At 74.9% G+C, this 12,058-nt stretch carries 12 protein-coding genes; 7 read left to right on the forward strand and 5 right to left on the reverse strand.

Annotated features, from left to right (window positions below):
• Positions 1-2 precede the first annotated feature (2 nt).
• Positions 3-671: a hypothetical protein gene (locus ACI79K_RS05360; RefSeq protein WP_456599145.1), complete on the forward strand. Its 669-nt coding sequence runs from the start codon at positions 3-5 to the stop codon at positions 669-671.
• A gap of 24 nt (positions 672-695) precedes the next feature.
• Here ACI79K_RS05360 and ACI79K_RS05365 read toward each other — a convergent pair whose 3' ends face one another.
• Entirely contained in the window at positions 696-1,853 is a 1,158-nt protein-coding gene (locus ACI79K_RS05365) for an AI-2E family transporter (RefSeq protein ID WP_456599146.1), read from the reverse strand.
• Positions 1,854-2,231: 378 nt separating this feature from the next.
• Here ACI79K_RS05365 and ACI79K_RS05370 point away from each other — a divergent pair, with 378 nt between their 5' ends.
• Positions 2,232-2,492, forward strand: coding sequence for a hypothetical protein (locus ACI79K_RS05370; RefSeq protein WP_456588945.1), 261 nt, complete (start codon positions 2,232-2,234; stop codon positions 2,490-2,492).
• 111 nt (positions 2,493-2,603) lie between these two features.
• Positions 2,604-3,887: a phospholipase D-like domain-containing protein gene (locus ACI79K_RS05375; protein ID WP_456588946.1), complete on the forward strand. Its 1,284-nt coding sequence runs from the start codon at positions 2,604-2,606 to the stop codon at positions 3,885-3,887.
• Positions 3,888-3,927: 40 nt separating this feature from the next.
• Here the strand turns inward: ACI79K_RS05375 and ACI79K_RS05380 are convergent, their stop codons facing one another.
• The gene (locus ACI79K_RS05380; RefSeq protein WP_456599147.1) at positions 3,928-4,806 is read right to left on the reverse strand and encodes a metallophosphoesterase; all 879 of its coding nucleotides are present in this window, start codon (positions 4,804-4,806) and stop codon (positions 3,928-3,930) included.
• 218 nt (positions 4,807-5,024) lie between these two features.
• Here ACI79K_RS05380 and ACI79K_RS05385 point away from each other — a divergent pair, with 218 nt between their 5' ends.
• Positions 5,025-6,611, forward strand: coding sequence for a sulfite oxidase (locus ACI79K_RS05385; RefSeq protein ID WP_456599148.1), 1,587 nt, complete (start codon positions 5,025-5,027; stop codon positions 6,609-6,611).
• Here the strand turns inward: ACI79K_RS05385 and ACI79K_RS05390 are convergent.
• Both ACI79K_RS05390 and ACI79K_RS05395 read right to left on the reverse strand, forming a co-directional pair.
• A complete protein-coding gene (locus ACI79K_RS05390) occupies positions 6,578-7,492 on the reverse strand; it encodes an alpha/beta fold hydrolase (protein WP_456588949.1) in 915 nt (304 codons plus the stop codon). The genes ACI79K_RS05385 and ACI79K_RS05390 overlap by 34 nt on opposite strands.
• Before the next feature lie 159 nt (positions 7,493-7,651).
• Positions 7,652-9,199, reverse strand: coding sequence for a phosphatase PAP2 family protein (locus tag ACI79K_RS05395; RefSeq protein ID WP_456599149.1), 1,548 nt, complete (start codon positions 9,197-9,199; stop codon positions 7,652-7,654).
• Between the two features lie 237 nt (positions 9,200-9,436).
• Between ACI79K_RS05395 and ACI79K_RS05400 the strand changes: the two genes are divergently transcribed.
• The 3 genes from ACI79K_RS05400 to ACI79K_RS05410 are packed head-to-tail and all read left to right on the forward strand — an operon-like array spanning position 9,437 to position 10,992.
• A complete protein-coding gene (locus tag ACI79K_RS05400; protein ID WP_456588951.1) occupies positions 9,437-9,766 on the forward strand; it encodes a hypothetical protein in 330 nt (109 codons plus the stop codon).
• Positions 9,763-10,569, forward strand: coding sequence for a TIGR02587 family membrane protein (locus tag ACI79K_RS05405; RefSeq protein WP_456598393.1), 807 nt, complete (start codon positions 9,763-9,765; stop codon positions 10,567-10,569). Before ACI79K_RS05400 ends, ACI79K_RS05405 begins: the two co-directional genes overlap by 4 nt.
• Positions 10,570-10,584: 15 nt before the next feature.
• On the forward strand, positions 10,585-10,992 hold the full coding sequence (locus ACI79K_RS05410) for a TIGR02588 family protein (RefSeq protein ID WP_456599150.1): 408 nt from the start codon (positions 10,585-10,587) through the stop codon (positions 10,990-10,992).
• Positions 10,993-11,001: 9 nt separating this feature from the next.
• Here ACI79K_RS05410 and ACI79K_RS05415 read toward each other — a convergent pair whose 3' ends face one another.
• On the reverse strand, positions 11,002-12,027 hold the full coding sequence (locus tag ACI79K_RS05415) for an acetamidase/formamidase family protein (RefSeq protein WP_456599151.1): 1,026 nt from the start codon (positions 12,025-12,027) through the stop codon (positions 11,002-11,004).
• Between the last annotated feature and the right edge of the window lie 31 nt (positions 12,028-12,058).

The following is a 12,058-nucleotide window of genomic DNA, read 5'->3' on the forward strand; positions in this document are numbered from 1 at the left end:
GCATGCGCAGCCACCAGGGAACGCGGCCCGGGAGGAGAGCGGTCGTCCCCGGGACCGTGCTGACCCTCGCCCTGGCGGTGGGGGGCTTGACCGGCTGCGGGAACGAGGCGCCGGAGCCGTCGACCGACCCGGGAGCCGCCGAGGAGCTGGAGGAGCTGCGGGACGACATCACCGCCCTCCGCGAGCGCGTCAGGGCGCTGGAGGAGCGGTCCCAACCGTCGTCGGAGCCGACTCCGCCACCGTCCGACGACGGCGGCGCGGACTCCGACGACGGCGCGACGCCCGGAGCGGAGGCGCCACCGCGGCCGGTCGAGGACCCCGCCGGCGTGTTCCAGGATCCGGCAGCCCTGATCGGCCGGGACGTCACCGTGGTGGCCGAGGTCTCCGACGTCGTCGCGGTCAGCGAGGTGGGGGCGGCCTTCCGGCTCGCCGACGGGGCGGGCAACACCGTCGGCGTGATCACGGCCACCCCGCCGGGCGACCTGGAGGTGGGAGACGTCCAGCGGGTGACCGGCACGGTCGGCCGGGTCTCCCGAGACCGCTTCGAGGCCGTCTTCGGCATCGCCGCCGACGTGCTGGTCGACGACCCCGAGGCCTTCTTCACCGACCTCGGGGGGGAGATCGCCATCGCGGCGCGGGACGTCGAGGCCGTGCCGCAGCCCGCCGGCTGAAACGCCCGGCGCCCGCCGGCGAGATCAGCGAGCGCCCGGTGCCGGCTGCCGGGGGAGGGCGGCCGGTGCGGGAGCCGGGGGTGCGACCGGGTGCTCGCGCAGGTAGCCGAGGACCCGGTAGGCGACGGCCACCAGCGGAACGGCCAGCAGCGCACCGGGCAGCCCCCACAGCATCGTGCCCGCGGTCACCGCGACGAGGATCACGGCGGGGTGCAGCCGGAGCGTCCGCCCGACGATGATCGGTTGCAGGATGTTCCCCTCGACCTGCTGCACCACCAGGACGGCGATCAGCACGATCACGGCGTCGGTGAAGCCGTTGGTCACGAGGGTGACGAGCACCGCCACGGCCCCGCTCACCGTCGCCCCGAACAGCGGGACGAAGGCGCCGATGAAGGTCAGCAGGGTCAGGGACGCCCACAGCGGGACGCCCAGGACCAGCAGCGCGGCACCGATGCCCACCGCGTCGATGAGCGCCACGATGATGATCCCGCGCACGTATTGCGACAGCACCGTCCACGCCGAACGCCCCGCGCCGTCGATCTGGGCGCGCCGCCGATCGGGGGCGAGCCGCAGCGCCCAGGCCCACATCGATGCGCCGTCCTTGAGCAGGAAGAACGTCAGGAAGAGCACCAGGAGGACGGCGGCCAGGCCGTAGAGCGCCATGCTGGCCGCGGCCGTCGGTTCGGGCGCGAACTGGTAGATGCGGTCCACCACGGCGTTGCGGGCCTCGGTCACCTGCTGGGGATCCAGGCCCAGCGGCCCTTCGATCAGCCAGACCCGGATGCGGTCGATCCCCGCGGCCAGCGGCCGGGTGAGGTTCTGCAGCTGGTCGGCGGCACGGAACCCGATGAGGAAGCCGACGCCGACCATGACGCCCAGCAGGAACAGGACCGACAGCAGCGCGGCGAGCGCACGGGGGAGTCCCCGGCAGAGCCACCGGGCGATCGGTTCCACGATGGCGGTCAGCAGCAGTGCGACGGCGATGGCCACCGTCAGGAGCGGCAGCCGCAGCAGGAACCAGAACAGCAGCCAGCCGATCCCGGCCAGCGCGAGCAGGGCAGCGCTGATGACGAGGGTCCGCACCGCCCACGCCGGTGCGGTGGGCAGCGCGGCGGGGACGTGACCGCTGCCCGCCCGCGCGTCGGCCGGGACCGCGGGCGCGTCGGGAGGGTTCCTCGGCATCTCGCCCGACCCTCGTCTCGACCACCGTCTCACCGAAGCCGTCCCGTCCGCACCGTGCGTCCTCCGATCCATGGGTGCCCGTCCCGCGGTTCTCGCCCCGGCACCGGGCGCCGGGCACGTGCGCATCTTCGGCCACCAGGGCGCTGGCGGCCGGTCGAGCGGGCTGATCAGCCGTCCTGGCTGCTGGTGCCGCACGTCGACGCGGCCCGCGGGGACGGCCGCCGAGCCCTCCTCCTCGGACCACCCCCGCCGGCTCTGTTGCGATCGCCTTGCAGCTCTGTGTCAGACGGGGCGACGCCCGTGCCGGCCGGCACCCGGGAGGGCAATCCGACGACGCGCCACCCGATGCAGTCGCCGCCCGTACCGCCGGAGGAAGCCATGTCCCAGCCCGTCCTGTCGCGCCCCGTCGGGTCCCCACCCTCCACCAGGAGCATCGCCGCCATCGACGGGGACCTGCACTGCTGCCGCGGCATCCGGCGGGACGCGGAACGCGAACTCGCCGAGGTGCGGCGGCGTCAGGAGGAGCTCGCCGATCTGGAGGCCACGTTGCTGGTCACGATCGACAGCCGGTCACGGATGGTCGACCACCTCCTCGACGAGCGTCTGCGGGCGGTCGCCGTCGCGGCGGGGCGCGGGTAGCTCCCGCGCCTGACGGTGTCGATCCGTTGACGGTCCCCGGGGGCGCGGTTCAGCCGCAGCGTTCCCGGACACCCCGTCGGCGACCGACGTGCGGATCGAGAGGAGCGTTGCGTGCCTGCCGGACGTGCGGTGGACGGGGTGGCCCCGGCCGGGGTGCGATCGGGGGAGCGCGGCCGTCGGGCCGCGAGCGCCGCCACGGAGGCGAGCCCCCGGCGGGTGCTCGAGGCGCTGGTCGGCGTTCCGTTCACCGAGGGCAACCGGGTCGACGTCCTGAAGGACGGCGACGAGACGTTCCCGGCGCTGCTGGCGGCCGTCGCCGCGGCGCGGCGGACCGTCGACCTCCTGTGGTTCTCCTGGCGCGGCGGTGAGATCTCCCACCAGATGGCCGGGGCGCTCGCCGACCGGGCCCGGGACGGCGTCCGGGTGCGGATCATGCTCGACGGTTACGGGGCCAAGCAGATCGACCGGGCCGACCTCCGGGTGCTGCGGGAGGCCGGGTGCACCGTCTTCTTCTACCGGCCGCTCCACACCGCGCGCATCAGCGTCTTCAACCTGCGCACGCACCGGCGGGTGCTGCTCTGCGACGAGACGGTGGCGTTCACCGGCGGCACCGGGGTGGACACGACGTGGACCGGGGACGGTCGGCACCCGGGGAGCTGGCGGGACACCGCCGTCCGCGTCGAGGGCCCCGCGGTCGCCGGTCTGCGGTCGGCGTTCCTCCAGACGTGGATGCAGGCCCAGGTCCGGCTCCCCGGGGGACTGGTGTCCGACGACGACCGGTTCCCCGAGCTCGCCGCGGCGGGCGGCACGGCGGTCCAGGTCATCCGGCCGCCGTCCCAGCCGGGCTGGAGCGAGGCCGCCGTGGCCGTCGCCGCGCTGCTGCGGTCGGCGCGCCGGCGCGTCCGTGTCACCACCCCCTACATCCGGCTGCCGCGCTGGCTCCGCGAGCTGGTGGTCGCCACCGCCGAGCGGGGCGTCCAGGTGCAGGTGCTGGTCGCCGGACCCCGCGTCGAGCGGTCGTCGGTACACCTCCAGGGGGAGCTGGACTTCCAGCCGCTGCTCGATGCCGGGGTCGAGATCTGGCGGTACCAGCCGTCGCTGCTGCACGCGAAGGTCGTCACGGTCGACGGCGCGGTCGCGATGCTGGGCACGGCGAACCTCGACACCCGGTCCCTCGCGCTGAACGAGCAGGTGTGCCTGGTGGCCGACGATCCGTCGGTGGCCGCCCTGCTGGATGCGCACTTCGACGAGGACGTGGGCCGCAGCGAGCGCGTCGACCCGGTGCAGTGGCGCGCGCGGAGCCTGCGGAGGCGGGCCCTGGAGGTGGCGTCCGACGTCGTCGGCCGGCCGCTGCGCGGCTGGGGAGCGATCGGGCTCGCCGGCCGCCGGCCCTGATCCGCTGCGGGACGTGCCGATGGCGCGGGGCAGTGCGGACTCAGCCCTCCCCGCGCCGGAGGTCGAAGAAGACCACCTGCGGGGGCGCGTTGATCCGCACCGGTACGACGCTGAAGCAGAGCCCGCACGTGACGAAGAGGCGGTTGCCCTCCGCCCCGTAGCCCTGCCTTCCCCACGCGTCGGCCACGATCTTCTCCTCCGCGGTCACCTCCAACCAGGACCAGTGGTCGGAGAAGGGCAGGGCGATCTGGCCGCAGTGGGTGTGCCCGGCCACGGCCAGCGGAGCGGAGCCCGCCGGCAGCTCGGGAAAGCTCAGCGGGTTGTCCATCAGCACCAGCCGCGCCGCATCCTCCGGAACCCCGGCCAGGGCCGCCTCGGCATCGGCGAGACCGGGTCGCACCGGGCCGATGCCCACCAGGTACAGCGGCTCGGCGCCGTCGGGCCCGGGGATCGTCAGCGCCTCGTTCTGCAGCACCGGGATGCCGGCGTCCTCCAGGGCGCGGGTCATCTCGTCGGCTCCGCCGGCGTGGTAGTCGTGGTTGCCGAGGACGGCGTAGGTCGGGATCCCGGCGTCCACGAGCGGGGCGAGGATCTCCATGACCGCGTCCACCTTCGGCCCCGGAGGGCTGTCCTCGCCGTAGATGAAGTCTCCGCCGAGCAGGACGACGTCCGGCTGCTCCTCGACGATCCGGTCGACGGCGCGCTCCACCATGCCGACGTTGGCCAGCCACATGCCGATCTGCAGGTCGGCGACGAGCGCCACCTCGGTGCCGGTCCACTCGTGGCCGAGCCGCGGGAGCGCCACGTCCTCGCGTTCGGTGTCGAGGATCAGCCGCGGCTCGACGAACGTGCCGTACGCGAGGAGGGTGAGGAGCAGACCGGTCACCGCGAGCGCCGTCCAGGTCAGCCACCGTTTCACCTGGCGTCCCCTCCTCGTTCTCGCGGCCTCCCGGCTCCGTGGACCGTGCCGGCCGATGGGGGCGGGACGCGCCGGCGCCGGGACTACCCGCCCCTGTCCCGGCGATACCGGGCGTCACGGGACCGCAACGACCCCGGGCTGAGGGTTCGTGACGGTTCGGCGTCGATCTCGGCCACGGCGGTGTCCGGTGACGGCAACCGGGACATCGGGCGGGGGTGGTGGACGACGCGGCGCGCGCAGCAGGAGCCCCGGGTGGCACCCGGCCGTCGAGCCGCGGCGGCGCCGCAGCGGCCGGCCTGGCCGCGGTCGCCGTCGCGCTCGGCGTGGAGGAACTGGCCGCGGGGGCGATCCCCCGGGCGCCCTCGCTGATCATCGCGGTGGGCGACACGGTCATCGACAGCGTGCCCGGGTGGCTGGAGCAGTGGGCCATCGCCACCCTCGGCACGGCGGACAAGCCGGTGCTGATCGGGGGCATCCTGGTCGTGTCCGCACTCCTCGGGGCCGGCCTGGGGCTGCTCGCCCGGCGGCGGTTCGCCCTGGCCGCCGGCGGCATCGCCCTGTTCGCGGCCCTGGGCGTCGTGGTCGCACTGACCGACGACCGCACCCCGGGGCTCCTCAGCGCGCTCGTCGGCGCGATCGGCGCCGCCGCCGGCGTCGCCGTGCTCTACGTGCTGCTGCGGGCGCTGCCCAGCCGGGCACTGCTCGCGGAGCCGAGAGCCGGCGCACCGGTCCTCAGCTCGCTCGACCGCCGTCGCTTCCTGGCCGTCACCGGCGGCGCCACCCTGCTCGGCGTCCTCGCCGGCGTCGGCGGCTACCTGCTGTCCGGGCGCGAGCGTCTCGACAGCCTGCGCGCCGCCATCCGGCTCCCCGTGCCGGCGCGGCCGGCCGGGCCGGTTCCCGCCGAGGCGGACCTGGAGATCCCGGGGCTCACCCCGCTCTTCACCCCGAACGCGGAGTTCTACCGGATCGACACGGCGCTGCGCGTGCCCACCGTCGACCCCGACGACTGGCGGCTGGAGATCCGCGGGATGGTCGACCGGCCGTTCAGCCTGACCTACGCCGAGCTGATGGCGCTCCCGCAGATCGAGGCCGACGTGACGCTGGTCTGCGTCTCCAACGAGGTGGGCGGGGACCTCGTCGGCAACGCCCGCTGGCAGGGCGTTCCGCTCCGGGCGCTGCTGGACCGGGCCGGTCTGCAGCAGGGGGCCACCCAGCTCGTCGGCCGCTCCGTCGACGGCTACACCGCGGGCTTCCCGGTGCTCACCGCCCTCGACGTCGAGGAGGCCATGGTCGCCGTCGCCATGAACGGCGAGCCGCTGCCCGCCGAGCACGGCTTCCCCGCCCGGCTCGTGGTGCCCGGCCTCTACGGCTACGTGTCGGCGACCAAGTGGCTCTCGGCCATCGAGCTCACCGACTGGGGCGTCGACGGCTACTGGATCCCCCGCGGCTGGGCCAAGGAGGGGCCGGTCAAGACGCAGGCGCGCATCGACGTGCCACGCTCCGGTGCCGCGGTCGAGCCCGGGCGGCGGCCGATCGCCGGTGTCGCCTGGGCACCGACCCGTGGGATCGAGCGGGTCGAGGTCCGGATCGACGACGGGCCCTGGCAGCAGGCCGAGCTCGCCGAGTCGCTCGACGTCGACTGCTGGCGGCAGTGGTACCTGCCGTGGGACGCGACGCCCGGCCGGCACCGCATCGCCGCCCGGGCGACCGACGGAGGCGGTGAGGTGCAGACCGACCAGCGGACCCCGGTCGCGCCGGACGGCGCCGCCGGCTACCCGGTGATCGAGGTGGCCGTCGACGGCTGAGCCGCCGCGTCCTGGCGACCGGCGACCCGCTGGGCCCACCGGGACACCTGGTCGACCACGACGTCGGGGTTGGTCAGGGGGAGCATGTGGCCGGCGCCGGGGACCGTGACGAGCTCGCCGTCGGGCAGCTCGGACAGCAGTTCGTCGATCTCATCCTGGGGGACCTCGGGGTCCCGGCTGCCGTGCACCAGGAGCGTGGGCACCCGCAGGGACGGCGCCAACTCCACGCCGTTGTGCGAGAGGCTGGCCAGGGTGGTGCCGGCCAGCGCGAGCGGCCGGGTGCTCAGGAAGTCGTCACGGACCCGCTCGACGAGCTCGACCGGCTCGCCCGGGGCGAAGGCGAAGCGCCGGATGGCCCGGTCGGACACGGTGCGCACCGGCCGGATCCGCCGGCCCAGCCGCGCGCCGGTGCGCAGCAGCGAGAACCAGGTCGACCGCAGTTGTGCCTGTGCCCGCCGGGGGAGGCGCCGCGCCGGGAACCCGGGAGCGGTCACGCCCGAGCCACCCGAGCCGACGAACACCACCCCGCCGATGCGTTCGTCACCGGAGCGGTCCACGTGGGAAAGCAGGATGCCGCCACCGAGGCTGTGCGCCACGACCACCGCGGCGCCCCCCTCGGGCACGACGGCGCCGAGCACCGCGGAGAGGTCCTGGGCGTGCGCGGCGAGGCCGTAGCTTCCCGAGCGCGCGTCCCCGCTCTGCGCGTGCCCGCGCAGGTCGTACCCGACGACGCGGTAGCGCGCGGCGAGCCGCTCGGGCACCTCCCCCCAGGAGTCGGTCGACATCCCCAACCCGTGCACGAGGACCAGGAGGGGGGCGTCCTCGGCTCCCCAGGAGTGGAGGGCCAGGCGGGTGCCGTCGAAGGAGGTCACGTCGGTCATGCGGCAGGAGTACCCCGGGACCGCCAGGGGCGGTGTGTCGATGTGATGACGATCCGGTCGTGCACAACCGGCTTTGGCGTCGCCGGACGCCTGCGGGGCCGAGCCACGTCGGCGGGTGCGGGGAGGGCCCGCGGTGGATGCCCGGCGTGGTGGACGGCTCTACCCCGGACCGGAGCGCGACAGGGTCAAGCCGCCTCGCGGTTCCGTGACGGCGACCGAGCGGCCCGCCGGCTCACCGGCCACCCGGGACCGGGGGTAGCGCACCTCGCCCGCCACCCCGCGCAGGAGCAGGCGGCAGCACACCAGCACCCACACGGTGCCGAGGACCAGCCCGGCGAGCACGTCGGTCGGGTAGTGCGCCGCGGTGTAGATGCGGGCCAGCGCGACCGCCGGGGCCACCAGGACGGGCACGGCGAGCGCCGCCCACCGCCACCGGCCGCGGCCGAAGGTGATGACGAGCGCGGCAAGTGCCCCGTAGAGCGCCACCGCGGCGGCCACGTGGCCCGACGGCCAGCTCGCCTGGGTCACCAGACCCGACGTCAGGTCGGCCACCGGCGGCCGGGCGCGTTCCACGGTGCGCGAGACGACGAAGTAGATGCCGAGCTCCCCGAGCACGGTGACGAGGACGAAGAGCACCGGCCGCCGGCTGCCGGTGATCGCGAGCGACACGACGGCGAGGGTGAGGGACACCGCGATGAACGCGGGTGTCCCCGCCAGCCGCTCGACCGTGGTGGCGACGTCGGTCCAGGTGGGGGTGCGCAGCTCGACGACGGTGCGGACGACCTCCCGGTCGAACCGGCCGAGGGGGCTGTCGCCGAGCACCGCGGTGACCAGCAGCCCCAGCGCGATCAGCACCAGGGAGAGCGCGGTGGCAGCGCCCATCAGCCGGAGCGCCGTGCGACGACCGTCCGGTAGCGCGGACTGGCCGGAGGTGGCCAGGTGCGGCACCTCGTGGGGGTCGACGTCCAGGGGGTCCGGCGCCGCCGCCGTCCGCCGGCGGTGGTCGTGCTGCCAGCCGCGGAAGGCCGCCGTCGTGACCGCCAGCAGCCCCGCCCCCAGGAACCACCCGGCGAGGACGTCGGTGACGAAGTGGACACCGAGGGCCAGCCGGGTGAAGCCCACGGCGAGGGTCAGCAGCAACGCCGCGGCCGCGACCCACGGCCGCGCGCGGCGGCGCACCGCGGGCAGGACGAGCAGCGCCAGCATCCCGAAGGTCACCAGCGAGAGCGTCGCGTGGCCGCTGGGGTAGCTGGCGTTGGAGGGCAGCTCGTTGACCGGGCTCGCCACGACCGGCCGCGCGCGGCCGATGAGCGCCTTGGTCAGCGGTACCAGGATCGCCATCCCGACGCCGGTGGTCACGACGAAAGCGGCCAGCCGGCGCTGACCCCGGATCAGCAGGAAGGCGGTGGTCAGCGTGAACAGCAGGATCACCGCCGCGTTGCTGCCGAGGTCGGTGACCGCCTGGAGCACCCGGACCAGCGCGGGGGAGTCGCTCACCACCGCGTTGAGGTCGGCGGCCACCTCGCCGTCCAGCGAGGCCAGCGGCGACCACTCCTGCTGCACCAGCAGCAGGAGCAGCAGGAACGGCACGGCGCCGACCAGCAGCGCGGCCCACCCCAGCAGGGCGCGGACGCCGAACCGGCCGACCCCGTCGGCGGCCTCGGCGCGCGGGCGGGAGGGGCGGTGCTGCTCGGCGTCCCGGTCCATGGCAGGGATCGCTACCCGGCGTTCCCCACGGGGCAACGGGGGTCGACCCGACGATCCTGTGACGGCCCGGTCGGCTGCCACCGGTCGGCGCTCCCGCGCCGCCGCCGGTCGTCCCCAGCCGGAGGGCGTCGAGCGAGAGGTGCTGCTGCTCGCCGCAACGCCCCCTCACGCCTACCGGGGCTTTCGTCCGGAAACCGTCATGAGGTCGACGGGCGGGACCGGGGGTAGGGGACGGCCGTGGAGCTCCTCCTCGCCTTCGCGCTGCTGCTGTTCGCCGCTGTGCTCTTCTCCGGGCTGGCGAACCGGACCGTGCTCTCCACCGCCGTCCTCCTCCTGCTCGCCGGGTTCGTCCTCGACGCCGGGGTGCCCGGGGCAGACGCGATGTTCCACCTCGTGGCGCTGGTCGTCCTCGCCTCGATCCTGGCGCACTCGTCGACCGACGTCCCCATCGCGCACGCCTTCGCCCGCGCCCAGGGGCGACCGGAGCCACCTCCCCCGCAGCCGGTCGTGGGGGAGGCGACGAGCCCGGTTGCCGGCCCCGGTGCGGGCGGAGCGGGGGCGGGGTGACCGCCACCCGCGACCACGAGCTGGCGAGGGGGGTCGGCCGGGCGTTCGGTGGGGCGCTGCTGTTCGCCCTGCCGTTGATGATGACGATGGAGCTGTGGCGGCTGGCACACACCGTCGAGCGGTACCGGCTGGCGCTGCTGGTGGCCGCGACCGTCGCCCTGGTGATCGCCCTCTCCCGGTACTTCGGCACCGGGCCCGGCGGCGTCGGCGTGGGGGGTTACCTGGCCGACGCCGGCGTCGCCCTCCTGGTCGCCGCGGGAGCGACGGCGCTGGTGCTCGGGGTGCTGGGCGTCATCGACCCGATCCAGAACTGGGAGGACGCGTTCTCCGTGGTCGCGATCGAGGCCCTGCCGGCTGCCGTCGGCGCGTCGTACGCCCGGAGCCAGCTGGGGCTCGGCAGCCGGCGGCGGGAGCCGGGCCACTACGGGCACGAGGTCTTCCTCATGCTCGCCGGTGCGGTGGTCTTCGCCGCGAACATCGCGCCGACCGAGGAGGTCGTCCTCATGGCCGCGAGGACCAGCACCCTCGGCACCCTGGCCCTGGTCGTCCTGAGCCTGGCCGTGATGCACGGCTTCGTCTATGCCGTCGGCTTCAGCGGGCAGGAACGGTCCACCGGCGGGTTCGTTCGGTCGTTCCTCACCCTGACGGTGGTCGGGTACGCCGTGGCGCTGCTGGTCGCCGGCTACGTGCTCTGGACGTTCGGCCGGTTCGACGGCGCGGGGCCCGCCGTCGTCGTCGGCCAGTGCGTCGTGCTGGCCTTCCCGGCCAGCATCGGAGCCGCGGCAGCGCGGCTCATCCTGTGAGTGGGAGGGGATCGAATGGCGGAGTCCGGGGACCGGAGCGCCCGGCAGGAGCGGACGACGGCGGGGGAGTACGTCCTGGGTGCCCTGGGCGGTCTGCTGGTCGTGGCCCTGCTGGGGTTCCTGGCTCAGCAGGCGGTGACCGGACGGGGTGCGGACCCCGCCCTCTCGGTCACCGTGACGGCGGTCGAGCCACGGGGGGACGGCTACGCCGTCCACTTCCGGGTCGAGAACAGCGGTGGCCGGACCGCCGCGCAGGTGCAGGTGTCGGGTGCCCTCTCCCGGGACGGCCGGAAGGCGGAGCAGGCCTCCGCCGTCGTCGACTACGTGCCGGCGGACAGCCGGCGCGACGGCGCGCTGCTGTTCTCCGAGGACCCTCGCGACGGCCGGCTCGAGCTCCGGCCGTCGGGCTACGCCGCCCCCTGACGCCGCCCCTCAGCGCTGGGCGAGATAGGCCGACGCGGTCTGCCGCAGCCGGTCGTGCACGCCGTCGGCGACGGTGACGCCGTCGCGGCCCAGGTACCGCTTGGCCAGCTTGGCGACCATCGTGTAGTTGGTGTCCACGACGTTGCCGGTCGGCGCGAGGCCGGCCTGGCTTACCAGCTGGTAGGCGTCGAGGGTGTCCCAGCCGGTCAGCTCGGCGGCCCAGGTCACCAGGTCGTGCTGGCTCACCCGGTAGGCGTCCTCCAGCGGGCGGGCGGAGCCGGTGGACATGAGGAAGTCGTCGGTCTCCAGCCGCGGCCACGGCGTGGCCGCGCCCTTGACCAGGTCGACGACGACGACGGTGCGCATCGCCGCCTCCACCGCGGTGCCGCAGACCTCGCCCTCGCCCTGGCGGCAGTGGCCGTCCCCGATCGCCAGCTGCGCGCCGGGCACGTTGACGCCGAAGTACGCCGTCGTCCCCGCGCGCAGCTCGGGGGTGTCCATGTTCCCGCCGTGTGCGCCCGGCGTGATGCTGGCGAACACCTCGCCGCCGGCCGGTGCGACGCCGACCGTCCCGTGCATCGGGTCGAGCGGCAGCTCCACCTCCGGGCCGCCGCGGCGCGGGCGGAACAGGCAGATGCCCCGCTCCCGGTCGACCTCGTAGACCCACACGACCTCCTCGAGGGGGTCGTGCAGCATCGCCGTGCTGTGCGTCGCGGTCAGCGCGCCGAAGTGCGGGAACGTCGTGGACACGGCCCGGTCGCGGGCCGGCGCGATCTCCACGAAGTGGACGGCGACGGTGTCACCGGGCTCGGCGCCCTCCACGTGGATCGGGCCGGTGACCGGGTTCAGCTGCGAGAAGTCGCAGACCCGGCTGGGCAGGTCGTCGGGGCCGGTCACCCGGCCGCCGAAGCAGTCCTCTGTGGTCAGCTCGACGACGGTGCCCGGCCGCACCCGCAGCAGTGGCTCGACGGGGCCGCCGAAGCTGTAGCGGTACTGGTCGCGGGTGGGGTCGAGTCGGACGACCTCGAGGCTCACGGGTTCCTCCTCCGTGGGAGTCCGGCCGGGG

The sequence above is a fragment of the Blastococcus sp. SYSU DS0616 genome, from assembly GCF_054051015.1.

Bases quoted from the DNA above. Each gene is read 5' to 3' on its own strand.
- ACI79K_RS05410 (WP_456599150.1), top strand. From the start codon at position 10,585: ATGGCGGAGTCCGGGGACCGGAGCGCCCGGCAGGAGCGGACGACGGCG.
- ACI79K_RS05370 (WP_456588945.1), top strand. From the start codon at position 2,232: ATGTCCCAGCCCGTCCTGTCGCGCCCCGTCGGGTCCCCACCCTCCACC.
- ACI79K_RS05360 (WP_456599145.1), top strand. From the start codon at position 3: ATGCGCAGCCACCAGGGAACGCGGCCCGGGAGGAGAGCGGTCGTCCCC.
- ACI79K_RS05365 (WP_456599146.1), bottom strand. From the start codon at position 1,853: ATGCCGAGGAACCCTCCCGACGCGCCCGCGGTCCCGGCCGACGCGCGG.
- ACI79K_RS05390 (WP_456588949.1), bottom strand. From the start codon at position 7,492: ATGACCGACGTGACCTCCTTCGACGGCACCCGCCTGGCCCTCCACTCC.
- ACI79K_RS05395 (WP_456599149.1), bottom strand. From the start codon at position 9,199: ATGGACCGGGACGCCGAGCAGCACCGCCCCTCCCGCCCGCGCGCCGAG.